The 15608-nt window shown below is 64.6% G+C and carries 17 protein-coding genes; 15 read left to right on the top strand and 2 right to left on the bottom strand.

The window, feature by feature from the left end; all coding sequences use genetic code 11:
• Positions 1 to 6 precede the first annotated feature (6 nt).
• From FMM02_RS03700 to tatC, 5 genes are read left to right on the top strand one after another with little or no spacing between them, the layout of a single operon-like run.
• Positions 7 to 759 carry a segregation and condensation protein A gene (locus tag FMM02_RS03700; RefSeq protein ID WP_147493598.1) on the top strand — a complete coding sequence of 251 codons (753 nt, stop codon included), beginning with the start codon at positions 7 to 9 and terminating at the stop codon, positions 757 to 759.
• On the top strand, positions 759 to 1325 hold the full coding sequence (gene scpB, locus FMM02_RS03695) for an SMC-Scp complex subunit ScpB (RefSeq protein WP_147493597.1): 567 nt from the start codon (positions 759 to 761) through the stop codon (positions 1323 to 1325). The genes FMM02_RS03700 and scpB overlap by 1 nt, the downstream gene beginning before the upstream one ends.
• A 34-nt stretch (positions 1326 to 1359) precedes the next feature.
• A complete protein-coding gene (locus FMM02_RS03690) occupies positions 1360 to 1620 on the top strand; it encodes a twin-arginine translocase TatA/TatE family subunit (protein ID WP_147493596.1) in 261 nt (86 codons plus the stop codon).
• Between the two features lie 20 nt (positions 1621 to 1640).
• Positions 1641 to 2036: a Sec-independent protein translocase subunit TatA/TatB gene (locus FMM02_RS03685; protein ID WP_147493595.1), complete on the top strand. Its 396-nt coding sequence runs from the start codon at positions 1641 to 1643 to the stop codon at positions 2034 to 2036.
• Complete coding sequence (gene tatC / locus FMM02_RS03680) at positions 2033 to 2878, top strand: twin-arginine translocase subunit TatC (RefSeq protein WP_187107839.1); 846 nt, start codon at positions 2033 to 2035, stop codon at positions 2876 to 2878. Before FMM02_RS03685 ends, tatC begins: the two co-directional genes overlap by 4 nt.
• Before the next feature lie 115 nt (positions 2879 to 2993).
• On the opposite strand, the gene FMM02_RS03675 is transcribed toward tatC, so the two are convergent.
• Together FMM02_RS03675 and FMM02_RS03670 are read right to left on the bottom strand one after the other, a co-directional pair.
• The gene (locus tag FMM02_RS03675; RefSeq protein WP_147493594.1) at positions 2994 to 4529 is read right to left on the bottom strand and encodes a sensor histidine kinase; all 1536 of its coding nucleotides are present in this window, start codon (positions 4527 to 4529) and stop codon (positions 2994 to 2996) included.
• Between the two features lie 27 nt (positions 4530 to 4556).
• On the bottom strand, positions 4557 to 4763 hold the full coding sequence (locus tag FMM02_RS03670) for a NepR family anti-sigma factor (RefSeq protein WP_147493593.1): 207 nt from the start codon (positions 4761 to 4763) through the stop codon (positions 4557 to 4559).
• A 279-nt stretch (positions 4764 to 5042) separates the two neighbouring features.
• Between FMM02_RS03670 and FMM02_RS03665 the strand changes: the two genes are divergently transcribed.
• The 10 genes from FMM02_RS03665 to FMM02_RS03625 all read left to right on the top strand — a co-directional run bounded on the left by FMM02_RS03665 (position 5043) and on the right by FMM02_RS03625 (position 15576).
• Positions 5043 to 5843 (top strand): response regulator, encoded by an 801-nt coding sequence (locus tag FMM02_RS03665; protein ID WP_147493592.1) that lies wholly within the window; start codon positions 5043 to 5045, stop codon positions 5841 to 5843.
• 78 nt (positions 5844 to 5921) lie between these two features.
• Positions 5922 to 6062 (top strand): hypothetical protein, encoded by a 141-nt coding sequence (locus FMM02_RS11180; protein WP_187107838.1) that lies wholly within the window; start codon positions 5922 to 5924, stop codon positions 6060 to 6062.
• 114 nt (positions 6063 to 6176) lie between these two features.
• The gene (locus FMM02_RS03660; RefSeq protein ID WP_147494952.1) at positions 6177 to 6782 is read left to right on the top strand and encodes a sigma-70 family RNA polymerase sigma factor; all 606 of its coding nucleotides are present in this window, start codon (positions 6177 to 6179) and stop codon (positions 6780 to 6782) included.
• Positions 6783 to 7045: 263 nt separating this feature from the next.
• Positions 7046 to 9742 (top strand): bifunctional [glutamate--ammonia ligase]-adenylyl-L-tyrosine phosphorylase/[glutamate--ammonia-ligase] adenylyltransferase, encoded by a 2697-nt coding sequence (gene glnE, locus FMM02_RS03655; RefSeq protein WP_147493591.1) that lies wholly within the window; start codon positions 7046 to 7048, stop codon positions 9740 to 9742.
• Positions 9732 to 10187, top strand: a complete 456-nt coding sequence (locus tag FMM02_RS03650) for a peroxiredoxin (RefSeq protein ID WP_147493590.1) — start codon at positions 9732 to 9734, stop codon at positions 10185 to 10187. The genes glnE and FMM02_RS03650 overlap by 11 nt, the downstream gene beginning before the upstream one ends.
• A gap of 130 nt (positions 10188 to 10317) precedes the next feature.
• Positions 10318 to 11715 carry a S41 family peptidase gene (locus FMM02_RS03645; RefSeq protein WP_187107837.1) on the top strand — a complete coding sequence of 466 codons (1398 nt, stop codon included), beginning with the start codon at positions 10318 to 10320 and terminating at the stop codon, positions 11713 to 11715.
• Between the two features lie 61 nt (positions 11716 to 11776).
• Positions 11777 to 12556, top strand: a complete 780-nt coding sequence (locus tag FMM02_RS03640; protein ID WP_147493588.1) for a succinate dehydrogenase iron-sulfur subunit — start codon at positions 11777 to 11779, stop codon at positions 12554 to 12556.
• On the top strand, positions 12553 to 13050 hold the full coding sequence (locus FMM02_RS03635; protein WP_147493587.1) for a PaaI family thioesterase: 498 nt from the start codon (positions 12553 to 12555) through the stop codon (positions 13048 to 13050). Before FMM02_RS03640 ends, FMM02_RS03635 begins: the two co-directional genes overlap by 4 nt.
• Entirely contained in the window at positions 13022 to 14146 is a 1125-nt protein-coding gene (zapE, locus tag FMM02_RS03630) for a cell division protein ZapE (protein ID WP_425473666.1), read from the top strand. The genes FMM02_RS03635 and zapE overlap by 29 nt, the downstream gene beginning before the upstream one ends.
• Before the next feature lie 50 nt (positions 14147 to 14196).
• Positions 14197 to 15576: a M20/M25/M40 family metallo-hydrolase gene (locus tag FMM02_RS03625; RefSeq protein WP_147493586.1), complete on the top strand. Its 1380-nt coding sequence runs from the start codon at positions 14197 to 14199 to the stop codon at positions 15574 to 15576.
• The last annotated feature ends 32 nt before the right edge of the window (positions 15577 to 15608 follow it).

The following is a 15608-nucleotide window of genomic DNA, read 5'->3' as shown; positions in this document are numbered from 1 at the left end:
CGAATCATGGTGGAAGAGCTGTTTCACACGGCGCGGGACGATGAGGCGCTGAACCTCAGCCTCGATGGCTGGGAAGGGCCGCTCGACCTGTTGCTCAACCTGGCGCGCGCCCAGAAGGTCGACCTGGCGCAAATTTCGATCCTCGCGCTGGTCGAACAGTATCTCGCCTATCTGGAGGAAGCGAAGGCGCTGCGGCTGGAAATTGCTGCCGATTATCTCGTGATGGCGGCCTGGCTTGCCTATCTCAAAAGCTGCCTCCTCCTGCCCAAGGACCCGACGGTCGATCCGAGCCCTGAAGAGCTGGCGATGCGCCTGCAGATGCGGCTCCAGCAGCTCGACGCGATGCGCGACGCCGGGGCCCGGCTGATGGGCCGCGACCGGATCGGTCGCGATGTCTTCGCCCGCGGTGCGCCCGAAGGGCTCAAGCTGGTCCGCAAGTCGACATGGCAGGCCAATGCCTTCGATCTTTACGCCGCCTATGGCCGGGTCAAGGCGCGCACCGCGCCGGCGATGCATGTCGTCGCCCACCGCGCGGTGATGACGCTTGAAGATGCCATCCAGCGGGTCGCCGCGCTGATCGGCCAGGCGCTCGACTGGACCACGCTCGAAGCGTTTCTGCCGGTGACTGCCGACCCGCAATATCGCAAGTCGGCGCTGGCCAGCAGCTTCGTTGCAGCACTGGAACTGGCACGGCAGGGCAGGCTCCAGCTTGAACAGGAAGAGGCGTTTGGCGACCTTAGGGTTCGGCGGGCTGCCTGATGGATGATTTTACCCGGTCGGTAGAAGCCGCGCTTTTCGCTTCCGACACACCGCTCGGCGCCGAGGAGATTGCCGCCTATGTCGGCGAGGGCGACGTCGCCATGGCGCTCGCCGCGCTTGCAGAGCGCTATGCCGGTCATGGCGTCGAACTGGTCGAACGCGGCGGTCGCTGGCATTTCCAGACCTCGCCCGACCTCGCCCATATTCTCCGCCGCACTCGCGAGGAGCCCCGCCGCCTGTCGCGGGCGGCGACCGAAACGCTGGCTATCATTGCCTATCATGAGCCGGTCAGCCGGGCGGAGATCGAGGCGATCCGCGGCGTGCAGATCAGCAAGGGCACGCTCGATGTCTTGATGGAGGCGGGTTGGGTCCGCACCGCGGGCCGGCGCGAAACGCCGGGGCGGCCGCTGCTTTATGCTACCACCCCCGACTTCCTCACCCACTTCGGCCTGTCGTCACGTCGCGACCTCCCGGGGATCGATGATCTTCGGGCGGCGGGCCTTCTCGACCCCCTCGACGAGGCGATCTACCAGCTTCAACTGGAAAATGAGGTCGAGGAGGACTAACTAGGCTACAAAGTCCCCTTAGCGGAGTACCCTCATGGGCGGTTTCAGCCTCTGGCATATCCTGATTTTCGCGGTGATCGTCCTGTTACTGTTCGGCGGCAACCGCTTTTCATCGATGATGGGCGATGTCGCCAAGGGGATCAAAAGCTTCAAGCATGGCCTGGCCGACGACGACAAGCCGTCGGATTCGCAGCGCCAGATCCCGACCCAGAACCAGCCGCCGCAGCAGCCGATCGACGTCACCGCGCGCCCGGCAGAGCCGGCGACGCGGGGCGACGAGCCGCCGCGCAGCTGATTTTCGGATAAGATCCGCCGATGTTCGGCGTCGACACCAGCGAACTGCTGATCGTGGCAGTCATTGCCCTGCTGTTTATCGGCCCCAAGGAGTTGCCTCGGGTGATGATGTCGATCGGGCGCTGGATCGGCCGGGTGCGCGGTTATGCCCGACATTTCACGGCCGGGATCGAAACGGTGATCCGCGAAGCCGAGCTTGAGGAAATGGAGAAGAAATGGCGCGAGGAAAACCAGCGGATTCTCGCCCAATATCCGGCCGACGGGCATTATCCGGACCCAGCGACCGGCAGCGCCGAAGGGACTGGGCAAGGGATGACCTCGCTGCCTCCCGAAGAGATCGAACCGACTCTGCCGCTGGAGGCGCCCGCCGCGCCCGACGATGATCCCCGCCCACCGGTGGAGCGGCCGCTGCCATGATTTCCGACATCGACGATAGCAAGGCCCCATTGCTCGACCATCTGATCGAGCTTCGCCGCCGGCTGTTGTGGTCGGTGATCGCGCTGTTCGCGGCTTTTTTTGCCTGCCTCTATTTCGCCAAGCCGATTTTCGCCTTGCTGGTCCAGCCCTTGCTCGCCGCGGGGCAGGGCAAGCTTATCTACACCGACGTGTTCGAGGCGTTCTTCGTCGAAGTAAAGGTCGCCTTCTTCGCGGCGCTGATGGTCAGCTTCCCGGTCTTCGCGACGCAAATCTGGCGGTTCGTCGCGCCGGGGCTCTACGCCAAGGAAAAACGGGCGTTCCTGCCCTTCCTGCTGATGACCCCCTTCTTTTTCGCGGGGGGCGCGGCCTTTGCCTATTACATCGCCATGCCCTGGGCGCTGAAGTTCCTGCTCAGCTTTCAGGGCGACGTCGGCGGCGTGACCCAGGAAGCGCTACCAGCAATCGGCAATTATCTGAGTTTCGTCACCCGTTTCCTGTTCGGGTTCGGCGTGGCCTTCCTGCTGCCGGTATTGCTGATGGTGCTGGAGCGCGCAGGGATTGTCACCCGCGAACAGCTGACCAGGTCCCGTCGCTATGCGGTTGTCGTGGCGGCGGGTGTGTCGGCGGTGCTTACCCCGCCTGATGCAGTATCGATGCTGATGATGCTCGTGCCGCTCTATGCGCTGTACGAATTTGCCATCCTCGCCATCCGGCTGACCCACTGGCGCGCGTCGCGTCGCGCTGCGCCGTCCTCGGTGTCGGTTGCGGAAGGGCCCCAGACGAATGTGGGCCCGGAAACGCCACCGGGGGGGGGGAGGGTTGGCGGTTCCGGGCCCATTTAGTCGGATAGCGAGAGCGGGGGGGCAAAAGGTCACTATCCGAATCGTAAAACGTCCATTTTTCCAGCTAAGTTCCCGCACCCATAAAAAAATTTTACCCGACGGCGCGGGCGCCCGGTCACTGCGGCGGGAAGATCGGCAAGGTGACCGCGTAGCGGCCCAATCTGCGGTCCAGCGGCGAACGTAATTGGCGCGCCAGCCCTTCGACGATCCGCTCGAACTGGACCTTGGCGCGGTCCTCCTCGCGGGTTTCTGGAACCAGCACCGACGAGGAAATCGCGAGGTTGGCGGACAATTCATCGACCCGGCGCAATTCGATTTCGACCGGCTGGTCCGGATAGCGCAGCATCGCGAACTCGACGATCTCGGTAATCAGGAAAGTCGCGGCAACGGCATTGTCCTGGGTCGTGAACAGCGGATCGATCTCAAGCGCGATGATCATTTTGCGCGCCTCGCTCGGTGCGCTGGCCCGAAGGCCCGCGGCGAGCTCGGTCAGCAGGGGGCGCAACGAGATTCCACGATTTTCTTCCAGCTCGGCATAATGATGGCGGTGAACCACCGACAGCGCATCCACCCGGCGGCCGATTGCGCCATAGGCGGACTGCGCCTCCTGGCCGTTGGCGTTGCGGCCATGGATGCTGAGCAGTGAAGCCACCACCTGAAGATTGTTCTTCACCCGGTGGTGAACCTCGCGAACCAGCTTTTTCTGGCCCTCATAGGCGTCGATCGCTTCTTGCTCGGCGCCCTCGATCCGGTCGACCGCCCGCTGGAAAGACTGTGAAAGCTCGCGGATTTCGGTGGTCGGGCCCAACCTCTCGGGAAGTTGCAGGCTGTTGTGGCCAGGCTGATATTCGCTGATTGATCGTTGCAAGCGGGCCAGGGGATTGAGCAGCAGGCGGCGGACAAGCAACCAGCTCAATAGCGCCGCGACGACCCACATCAGCAAGGGCAGGAACAGCGAAAGCTGGTCGCGCCAGGTGGAAGTGCTGATTGGGCCGGTGGTCCGAACCGCCAGTTGGCCGCCATTGACGACATACATATTCGTGCGTGCGAGCGGGTCGCCGACGTGGGAAGCGGGATCGTCGAGGATGATGAGATCGCTGGCCCCATCGCTGATTGACAGTTCGTAGAGCCTTCCCGACGCAGCCTCGGCGGTGGCGCGAAGTTCCGCGATTGCAATGCTCGCGGTAATCGATCCTTGGTCGATCCCGGTGCGATAATAGAGGGAGCCGGTAGGCGAAATCCACAGGTCGAGGCGACCCGGCGCTACCCTGCGGCTGGTGCGTTCGGGGGTGAGTTCGCCGGCGCTGCACCGTTCGGCTCCCTCGCTGTCCCTCAACCGGAATGATGTGGGCATGCCCGGCGCGCCCGCCAATGTTCGAGTGATGATCGCGCACGGGTCTGGCCGATCGGACGCCAGGGCGCTGTTGGCCGCCAGCCGCATCGCCAGCGCTTTCTCGTCGATCAGCGTTTCGATCGCCTGCGCGGCTTTTTCGCCCCGCTGCGTCGCACGGTCGATATTTGCAGTGTCGGTGGCCTGGTTGCTCTGGTGGGCGACCCAGCCCAGCACCATCCCGAGCGGGAGCAATGCCAGGGTCAGCAGGAGGAGGAGAAGGACTCCCGTCGGCCAGCGCTCGATACGCGACCGGCGCATTATCGCGACGCCCGGGCCAAGCCGATGTCAGTCGAGCTTGCCGAGCAGGTCCAGGAAGTCCTTGGGAATTTCTTCGCGCAGGGTCTGGTCATAGACGGTGCGAAGGGCGCGACCGACGGTCCCGGCCTCGGCCTTGCGCTTTTTGTTGTCGGGACTGCCCTCGTTGGCGCTGTCGCCCTTAACGCTGGCTTTGCTGGTGCCACTCAACCTCTCATCCCCCTCGTGCGCAAGCATGCGCAAATCCTTCCTCGGCCACTTCAAACCCGAACGCTACTGGCCCCAGTAAGCCGCACGCACTATCGCCCCGTGGCTTGCGCCGTCAATCCAGTCCAAGGCACCGAGCAATGGGGAGGAAACCAAATCGCCTATCCTTTGTTCCACACCACGCAACCTCGGGGCAAAGCTACTGACGCGGCCTGAATCGGCCGCACCGAATTTTTCCAAGGGTTGCACCATCGCGCCGCCCCCACCACAACGGGGTCGAAACATTTTTCGAGGGGAGACTTTCATTCCATGTCGCTGGGCCAGGAACTTGCACCGCATCTGCCATTTCTCCGCCGCTATAGTCGCGCGTTGACCGGCAGCCAGACCCATGGCGACGCGTTCGTTCGCGCCACGCTGGAAACGATCGTCGCCTCCCCTGAGGAATTTCCGCGCGACGTCGACGCTCGGCTCGGCCTCTACCGCACCTTCCACGCCATCTGGTCGAGCGCGAACATCGAGGAAGGCGAGGAGCCGACCACTGACCTCGCCGGCGCCGAAGGCATTGCCCACGCCCGGCTATCGCGAATCACCCCGCTGTCCCGCCAGGCGCTGCTTCTGACCAGCCTCGAGGGTTTTTCGAGCGAGGACGCCGGTTACCTCATCTCCGCGTCCGCGGAGGATGTCGAAAGCCTCGTCGCCGAAGCGATGGCAGAGATCGAACGGCAGACCCATGCCGACGTCCTGATCATCGAGGATGAGCCGATCATCGCCATGGATATTGAATCGATCGTCCGCGATCTTGGGCATAATGTCACCGGCGTTGCCGTGACCCGCGACGAAGCGGTCGCGCAGGCGCGCAAGTCGCCTCCCGGGCTGGTGCTCGCTGACATCCAGCTTGCCGATGACAGCTCCGGGATCGACGCGGTCAAGGATATCCTCTCCGAATTTTCGGTTCCGGTGATCTTCATCACCGCTTTCCCCGAGCGGTTGCTGACCGGGGCCCGGCCGGAGCCGACCTTCCTGATCACCAAGCCGTTCCAGCGCTCGACGGTCAAGGCGGCGATCAGCCAGGCTCTGTTTTTCGACGCCGCGACCGTCCCTGCCGGATAATTCGTGACGGAGCTGGCGGAACAGGCCGCGCCCGACCATCGTTAAACAGGCGAAACCTAACTCCACCCCGGGGGATGCATGACCGACGGTACACCAGAACATCTGACCACCACCGAGGCGCGGGCCGGCACCACGGCACATATGACCCGCGTGGTGCTTGGCGTCGGGCTGCTGCTGGTCATCGCCATCTTCGCCTTGATATTGTTCATTGCACGCTGAGCGCCTACATCAATGCGTAGCAATGTAGCGTATGATCGGGTGGCGACGGCCGATGCCGGCGAAATCCAGACGGGGCGGGTTCCAGTGAGCGACGAACAGCAAGGCCAGAAGGCGATGCCGGGCGACGATCCGGTTCCCCTGCCCGACGACGAGTTCAAGGAACATCTTGCGCAGGTCATTCCCCACCTGCGCGCCTTCGGGAGGTCCCTTTCGGGAAGCCGCGACCTCGCCGACGACCTGGTTCAGGAAACGCTCTTGAAGGCGTGGGCGGCGCGCAAGCGCTTCCAGGCGGGCACCAACATGCGCGCCTGGACATTCATCATCCTGCGCAACCTGTTCCTCAGCCAGATGCGCCGTGCGCGCTTCAAGGGCGAGTGGGACGATGTCACCGCCGCCAAGATCCTTGCCGCTCCTGCCAGCCAGGACCGGCACGTCGAGCTTGGCGACATGCAGCGTGCGCTGCTGCACCTGCCGCAGCCCCAGCGTGAAGCGCTGATCCTCGTCGGGGCCGGCGGTTTTGCTTATGAAGAAGCGGCCGAGATTTGCGGGTGCGCGGTCGGAACGATCAAGAGCCGGGTCGCGCGCGGCCGCGTCGCGCTCGAAGGGCTGCTCAGCGGAGGCAAGCTGCCTTCGCGCCGCCAGCACAAGACCGATCCCAATCGATCGGCGCTTCAGGAAATCATGGGCGAAGTCGACGATCTCAGCCGCGACCGCGGCTGAGCCTCTCGGCAAGCCGGCCTTCAGGCAAGCTTTCGCAACAGTTCGTCAAACTGTGCTTCCTGGTCCTTCGGGGGGCCAGCGAAGGCACGCCGTAACGCCGCTGCAATCCCTTCCTGTTGGGGAGGGTGATCGCACCAGCCTTTACCATGTGCCATTTCGCTGTCCTTCCCAGACCTACTGGGGAAATGAAGCGTCATTGAAACCTAAATGCTTGAAGCCGCCACAGGTTTCACAAGCGGACGGTTTAGGCCAAGAGGCGTGGCATGAAAGTGACAGACCCGTCGGCGGCAAGACGCGATGCCCTGGCCCGCGCGCGCGACCATGCGCCGTTCCTTCGCAGGGCAGCGGAAATCTTCCCCGAAGTGGTCGAGGCGTTCCTCGCGCAGGGCAGCGAGGTGGGAGTGCGGGCCGCGCTTGCGGCGGACGACGACAATGTCGGAGCGCGGCTCCGCCGCCAGCGGCACGGGCTGGCGCTGGCCGTGGCACTGGCCGACCTCAGCGGCGAGGTTTCGCTTGAGTGGGTAAGCTCGACCCTGTCTGACTTCGCCGACTCCGCGATGGACCAAGCGCTGCGCACGGCGATGCTCGAGCGCGTCCCGGACGCCGAACCGCGCGGAATCGCCGTCCTGGCGCTCGGCAAGCTCGGCAGCCATGAGCTCAACTATTCCTCCGATGTCGATCTCGTCCTGTTGTTCGATCCCGCAACCGTTCCGCGCCGCAACCGTGAGGAGCCGGGCGAATCCGCAGTGCGCATCGCCCGCGGCTTCATTGAGTTGATGCAGCAGCGGACCGAAGACGGCTATGTTGCCCGGGTCGACCTGCGCCTTCGCCCGTCGCCCGAAGTCACCCCGATCGTGTTGCCGGCCGACGCGGCGATCAGCTATTATGAAAGCTCGGCCCTGCCATGGGAGCGGGCGGCGTTCATTCGCGCCCGGGCCGCCGCCGGGGATCGCGCGCTCGGCGAATCCTTCCTCCGGGAGATCCGCCCGTTCATCTGGCGCCGCGCGCTCGATTTCGGCGCGATCGACGAGATCCGCGATATCAGCCTCCGGATCCGCGACCATTATGCGCAGGGCCAGGCCTTCGGACCGGGATTCGACCTCAAGCGTGGGCGCGGGGGGATCCGCGAAGCGGAATTTTTCACCCAGGTCTTCCAGCTGATTCACGGCGGCCGCGAACCGGGCCTGCGCAGTGCCGCCACCGTCGAGGCGCTACATTCCCTCGGCGCCGGTGGACGGCTCGATCCGCACGTGGCCGAAGGCATCGCCGCCGCTTATCGCGCGCTACGCATCGCCGAACATCGCGTGCAGATGATCGACGACCGGCAGGAACATCGCTTGCCGGTCGATCCGATCGCGCTCGACCAGGTCGCGCGCCTCGACGGGCTGGCGGACGGCCCCCGGCTGGTTGCCCAACTGGGTCCGCATGTCGAATTCGTCGGGTTGCAGTTCGACGGGCTGGTGTCGAAACAGAATGAAACCCTGTCCAACGATCCCGACATCTTGCGCTCCGAACTGTCGGCAATCGGTTTTGCCGATGTCGAGGCCGTCCAGCGGCAGGTTTCGGATTGGCGGTCGGGCCGGGCGCGCTCGCTGCGATCACCCGCCGCGCGCAACGCCTTCGAGGCGATGCTGCCGACGTTGATGCAGGCAATTGCCGCCGGGCCCGACCCCGGCCATGCGCTCAATCGCTTCGGCGACATTGTCGAACGCTTGTCTAGCGGGGTGAACCTCTATCGCCTGCTGGAAGCGCGGCCGAAGCTGGCTGACCTTCTGGCCCTGATCTTGGCCCATGCCGCACCACTCGCCGACCAGCTGGGACGGCGCCCGACCCTGCTCGATGGGCTGATCGACGATTCCAGCTTTACCGCGCCGCCCGATGCCGATGCGCTGGCCGTGCGGTTCCTGCGCTTCATGGGTTCGGAGCCTTTCGACATGGCGCTCGAACAGGTTCGCAGGAAGGTCGGGGAGCGGCGTTTCGCGCTTGGCGTGCAGCTGCTCGCCGCGCACCGCGACCCGATCGTCATTGCCGAAGGCTATAGCGACCTCGCCGAAGCGGCGGTGGTCGCGCTGTCGGCCGGCGTCGAGGCCGAGTTCGAGCGCAGCAATGGCAAGGTTGCAGGCGGTGAGCTGATCATTCTGGGTCTCGGCCGGTTGGGCGGCCGCGCCCTTACCCATGCCAGCGACCTCGACCTGATTTACCTGTTCGATGCGCCGGAAGGGGCCCAGTCCAACGGACGCAAGCCGATGCCGGCGACGGATTATTACAATCGACTTGCAAGCCGGATCAGCGCCGCACTGGGCACGCCGACCGCGGCTGGACCGCTCTACGAGGTCGATACCCGGCTCCGCCCGCAAGGCGCGCAGGGGATGCTTGCGGTGAGCATTGCCGCGTTCGAAGCCTATCAGCGCTCGGACGCATGGACCTGGGAACATATGGCGCTGTGCCGCGCCCGCCCGCTGACCGGTTCGGCGGCGGCCAAGGCCCGGGTGCGGACACTGATTGAAAATATCCTGCAGTCATCGACGGACGAGGCGAAGATTCGCGCCGACGCGGCGGCAATGCGCGCGGAAATGGCGCGCCACAAGCCGCCCGCTGGCCCGCTCGACATCAAGCTCGGCCCAGGCGGGTTGGTCGACCTCGAATTTACGGTCCATACGCTGCAGCTGACCACCCATGCCGGCCTCGATCCCCGGCTTGAGGTCGCGATTGCCGCGCTGGTCGATCGGGAATTGATCGATGAAGGCGCCGATGCCGACTTGAGGCTGCTCAGCCGGATGCTGGTCGTGCTGCGCCTGGTCGGCGCGAAAGAGATGGAGCCCGCCGAACAGTCCCGCCAGCTGGTCGCGACCCTGTGCGGGCAGCCGGACTGGGAATCGCTCCTTGCGGTCGTCGACGCAGCCCGGCAGAGGATCGCCGCCCGCTGGGCCAAAGTGAAGGGGATGAGCGATGCTGAATGAAGGCGACAAGGTTCCAAATTTGAAGACCCGTCTAAGCGACGGCGCCGAACTGGACCTCGCCGCGCCAGGCGGCCCGCTGGTCCTTTTCTTTTACCCCAAGGACGACACTTCGGGCTGCACCCGTGAAGCGCAGGAATTTACCGAACTGGTCGCCGACTTCGCCGCGGCGGGGACCAAGGTGGTCGGCGTTTCGCGCGACCCGATGAAGAAGCATGACAAGTTCATCGCCAAATATGATCTCAAGATTCCGCTGGCCTCCGACGAGGACGGGGCGATCAGCGGCGCCTTCGGCACTTGGGTCGAAAAATCGATGTACGGGCGCAAATATATGGGAATGGAGCGCGCCACCTATCTTATCGACGCCGACGGAAGGGTCCTCAAGGGCTGGCGCAAGGTCAAGGTCCCCGGCCATGCGGCGGAAGTGCTCAAGGCGGCCAAGGGCTAGCTTTCATCCGGCCCGGGCCGCCGTTCGGCCAATCGTTCGTCATCGCCGCCGGTTCGTCGAAAACCTTGGTGCATGCGCTTGTCGCCCGATAAACGGGGCGCCCAGGATCATGCCCCGGAGGTTCTTCCTGATGTCGCGTCAATCATTCCTGCTCACGCTGCTCCTGGCCGTTGCCGTTCCCGCTGCCGCCCAGGTCGGTGCACCGGCCGCGCCGACGGCCTTGCCTGCGCAGTTGTCCGCAGCCGACATCCGCTCGGTCGTCGACAATCTCTCGGCCGCGGCGGAGCAGCGCTATGTCGATCCGGCCGCGGGCAAGCGCATGGCGGGCGCCCTGCGCTCGAAGGCCGCGGCGGGCGCCTATGACCGTCTGACCGATCCCGTTGAGCTGGCCGTTCGCCTGTCCGCCGATCTTTATGCGGCGGTTCCCGACGTCCACCTGCGCGTCGCCTATGAACCCAACCGTTCCGCCGAAACGCTGCGCCAGGGCACCACTGGCCGGCAAGTCGGCGGCGCGCAGCCCTTCGCTCGAATCGACCCGCGCAGCGCGAACGCCATTGCCCGGTCAAACTTCGGGTTCGAAACGGTCCAGCGGCTCGACGGTAATATCGGCTATCTGAAGCTCAACCAGTTCGTCATTCCCGATATGTCCGAACCAACGGCACGGGCCGCACTGGCCTTCCTTTCAAGCAGTGACGCGATAATCATCGACCTGCGCGGAAACATCGGGGGATCGCCCGAACTCGTCCGCTACATCCTCAGTCATTTCACCGCACCGGCGCCGGTCGCGCTGATGACCCGATACATACGCGATGATGACCGTACCGAGACAATGATGACCTTGGGCGAAGTGCCTGGAAAGCGGCGCCACGGCACGCCACTTCACGTACTGATCGATCGCAATTCGGCCTCTTCGGCCGAGATGTTCGCCTATCTCGTCCAGCAGAAGCGGCTTGGCACCGTTTATGGCGAAATTAGTCGCGGGGCGGGCCAGGGCGGAAACATGATCCCCGTCGGTCACGGCCTGTCCGCGTTCATCCCCTTCACGCGGATCGTCGACGGTCCGGGCTGGGAAGGCACCGGCATCCGTCCCGATGTCGCGGCTTCATCTGCTGATGCACTGGGCGCCGCGCACCGGGCGGCGCTGCGCCAGCTGGTCGCCGCAACGAGCAATGCCGAGATCAGGCGCGAGCGGGAGTGGGCGCTGGAAATGGCCGAGGCCGCGGCCCAGCCCCCGATCGGCAGCGCCGACCTCGCCCGTTTCGAGGGTCAGTTCGCAAGCCGTGCGTTTAAGGCAAGGCAGGGTACGCTCTACGTGATTGGCGCGAGTGGCCGGGAGGATGCGCTGGTGCGAATCAGCGATACCGTGTTCCGTTCGACCGGCGGGCGATACTCCTTCGATTTCGCCGGCCAGCAGCTCGCTGCCAAGGTCGTGTTCGAATCGATTGGCGGTACGCGCTCGGAAACGGTTCGCCAGAACGAGCGCGCGACAGCGCCGGCCGCTCCTTCCAGCGGCTCAATCCGCATTTGAACCACCCTTCCGGGCATGCTAGCGGCGCTCGCAGCGCAATTGTCACCCAAGGAAAGCGTCAGTGGCCGAATTCACCCTGCCCAAGAACAGCAAGATCCGGAAAGGCCGAAGCTACAAGGCCGAAGAGGGCAAGAGGCTGAAGACATTCAAGGTCTATCGCTATGATCCCGATAGCGGCGCCAATCCGCGCTATGATCATTACACGATTGACCTCGACAAATGCGGTCCAATGGTCCTCGATGCGATCATCAAGATCAAGAATGAGATCGACCCGACGCTGACCTTCCGCCGATCCTGCCGCGAAGGCATTTGCGGATCGTGCGCGATGAATATGGACGGCAAGAACGGCCTGGCCTGCACCACCGCCATCGAGGACATCAAGGGCGAGGTGCGCATCACCCCGCTGCCGCACATGGAAGTGGTCAAGGACCTGGTCCCGGACATGACCCATTTCTACGCCCAGTATGCCTCGGTCCAGCCGTGGCTGAAGTCGGCGACGCCCGAGCCTTCGGGCAAGGAGCGGCTGCAAAGCCCCGATGACCGGGCCAAGCTCGACGGTCTTTACGAATGCATCCTGTGCGCCTGCTGCTCGACCAGCTGCCCAAGCTATTGGTGGAACAGCGACAAGTTCCTCGGACCCGCGGTGCTGCTTGCGGCCTATCGCTGGCTTGCGGACAGCCGCGATGAAGCGACCGGTGAGCGACTCGATCAGCTCGAGGATCCGTTCCGCCTCTATCGCTGCCACACGATCATGAATTGCGCCAACGTCTGCCCCAAGGGACTGAACCCGGCCAAGGCGATTGCCGAGACAAAGAAGATGATCGCGGAGCGCGCGGCTTGAACGAAAAGCCGGCAGCGCTCCCCAACGGCGCTGAGCCTGATCCGGACCATCCCGGCTGGTATAGCTGGGGCGATTTCCCGCGCGGGAGTTTCGCGGCGCAGACCGGGCGGCTGTTGTTCCGCCCGGACGGGCCGGGCCGGGCGCGGACCCGGATGATGGTCACCGAAGCGCACCAGAATATCGGCGGATCGATCCACGGCGGCGCGGTGATGAGCTTCATCGACATGAGCCTGTTCGCTGGCGGGCGCTGCGCCGGAATGGGCGAAGGCCATTATGTCACGCTCGACTGCCACACCCGCTTCGTCGCGCGCGGGCGGATCGGGATCGCTCTCGATGCCGAAGTGCGGCTGCTGAAGCAGACCCGCGGCGGCCTGGTCTTTTTCGCCGGCCATTGCGAGCAGGAGGGCGAAATCTGCTACGCTTTTACCGGCACACTGAAGAAGATATCTCCTCGCCCCCGCAGCGATGTCGGCGATGCCGGGCTCGGTCGTTAAGGCCTATGCCGCGCTGGTCGAGGCTGGAGAGCTAAGGCCCGATCCCGACCAGGCCCGCGCGGTCCAGGCGCTCGACCGGTTCGCTCGCGACATGGCCGGCCCCAAGCCGGGTCTGCTTGGCCGGCTGTTCGGCAAGACCGCCAGGCCGGCGCGTGGCGTCTATCTGTGGGGCGGGGTTGGACGGGGCAAGTCGATGCTGATGGACCTGGCCTACGACCATGTCCCGGTCGAACCCAAGTGTCGCACCCATTTCCATGCGTTCATGATCGACGTCCATGCCCGCCTGCGCGAGGCGCGACGGGGCGAAGAGGGCGATCCGGTTATTCGTGTCGCCGAGCAGATTGCCGGCGAAGTCCGCTTCCTCGCCTTCGATGAGATGATGGTCACCAACAGTGCCGACGCAATGATCATGTCGCGGCTGTTCACCGCGCTGCTTGACGGGGGCGTCGGGCTGGTCACCACCTCCAACCGCCCCCCGGACGACCTTTATCGCGACGGGCTCAACCGCGAGCTGTTCCTGCCATTCATCAATTTGATCGAGGAGCGGTTGGAGGTGCTGCCGCTCAATGGGCCGACTGACTATCGCCTCGACCGGATGCGCGGGCTCGATACCTGGCTCGTCCCCAACGGGCCGGAAGCGACCGAGAAGCTGCGGGCGGCCTTCTTCCAGCTTACCGACCACCCCGTGGAGGACCGGTCGGCCGTCCCTAGCGAGACGCTGGATGTGGGGAGCGGGCGAACGCTGGAGGTGCCAAAGAGCCTCAAGGGCGTCGCGGTGTTCAGTTTCAAGAAATTGTGCGGCGAGGCGCGCGGCGCGGCCGACTATCTGGCCGTCGCTCGCCGTTTTCACACGGTGATCCTGGTTGGCGTCCCGGTGATGACCCGCGAGATGCGCAATGAGGCGGCCCGCTTCGTGACGCTGATCGACGCGCTCTACGAACATCGGGTGAAACTGCTTGCCGCCGCCGACGCGGAACCTAACGATCTCTACCCCGCCGGCGATGGCCGGTTCGAGTTTGAGCGCACGGTCAGCCGCCTCGAGGAAATGCAGAGCGCCGATTATCTCGGCGAAGGCCATGGACTTTCCGAGGATTGACGGGCGCGGACAGGCGCCTAGCGTGGGCATTCTGACAAGGGGGATATTCAATGCGCCTGTTGCTTGCCGCCACCATCGCCGCCGCCGCCACGCCGGCGTTTGCCCAATCCGCCGACCCGGCAAGCCGCGCCGCCGAGCGGGCGCTGTTCGAAAAAATCGTCGAAATCCCGACAGTCGAAGGCCGCACCGCCGAGTTCAAGCGCCTCACCGCGATCCTCAGGGCGGAGTTCGCCAAGGCCGGTATGACCAGCATCATCAAGGACCATGACAATACCCAGACGCTGATCGCGCGCTGGCCGGCGGCGAGGCCGAGCGGCAAGAAGCCGATCCTGCTGATGGCGCATATGGACGTTGTCGAGGCTAAGGCCAGCGACTGGAAGAACCCGCCGTTCGAGTTCCGCGAAGAAGGTGGCTATTACCTCGGTCGCGGGAGCAGTGACAATAAAAGCCAGCTGACCGGGATCGTCCTTGCGCTGCAGGAAATGAAACGGCGGGGGTTCCAGCCGAGCCGCGACATCGTCGTGCTGTTCACCGGCGACGAAGAAACCGCCATGCATGGCGCTCGCCGCGCGGCGAGCGAGTGGAAAAGTCTGATCGACAGCGAATATGCGCTCAATTTCGACGGCGGCGGCGGGGCGGTCTATGCCGATGGACGGGTCGAGGGCTGGTATATCCAGGTCGCCGAAAAAACCTATGCCGACTATAAGCTGGTCGCCACCAATCGCGGTGGCCACAGTTCCGGACCACGGCCCGACAACGCCATCTACGCGCTGGCCGGCGCGCTCAAGGCGGTCGAGGCGCATCGTTTTCCGCCGATGATCAACGATGCGACCAAAGTCTATTTCGAACGGATCGCGGCGAACGACAAGGGTCAGTTCGGCGAACTGATCAAGCTCTTCCTCGCCAACCCGCAGGACCGGGAATATGCCGATCTGCTGGAAGCCAATGAGCCCGGAATCACGCGCACCCGCTGCGTCGCGACGATGCTTTCGGGCGGCCATGCCCCCAACGCACTCCCGCAACGGGCGGAGGCCAATGTCAATTGCCGAATCTTCCCCGGCGTCAAGATCGAGCAGGTGCGCCAATTGCTCCAGGACCTGTCGGGCCCCGATGTCGTGGTCACCACCGACGAAAGCTCGACCACGCCGGAAACCGACGCATCGCCGCTTCGCGACGACGTCCTGAATGCCTATCGCGCGGCAGTGGCAGCGCGTTTCCCCAACGCCCCGGTGGTGCCCTACATGTCGGCCGGCGCAACCGACGGCTCCTATCTTCGCCAGGCCGGAATCCCGGTTTATGGCGTCGGAGGAAGCTGGGGCATCGTCGGCCAGAAGTCGGGCGCGCACGGCCTTGACGAGAAGGTGTGGGTCGATGGCTTCCACGGGCAGGTGCCGATTACCGTCGACTTGCTGACCCGGTTAGCCGGATAAGAAAAGGCCGCCCCGCTTGGGGACAGCCTTGT

The organism is Sphingomonas xanthus (genome assembly GCF_007998985.1).
Classification (GTDB): Bacteria; Pseudomonadota; Alphaproteobacteria; order Sphingomonadales; family Sphingomonadaceae; genus Sphingomicrobium; species Sphingomicrobium xanthum.
The sequence above is the reverse complement of the archived record's forward strand: the minus strand, read 5'-3'. Positions and strand labels throughout refer to the sequence as shown.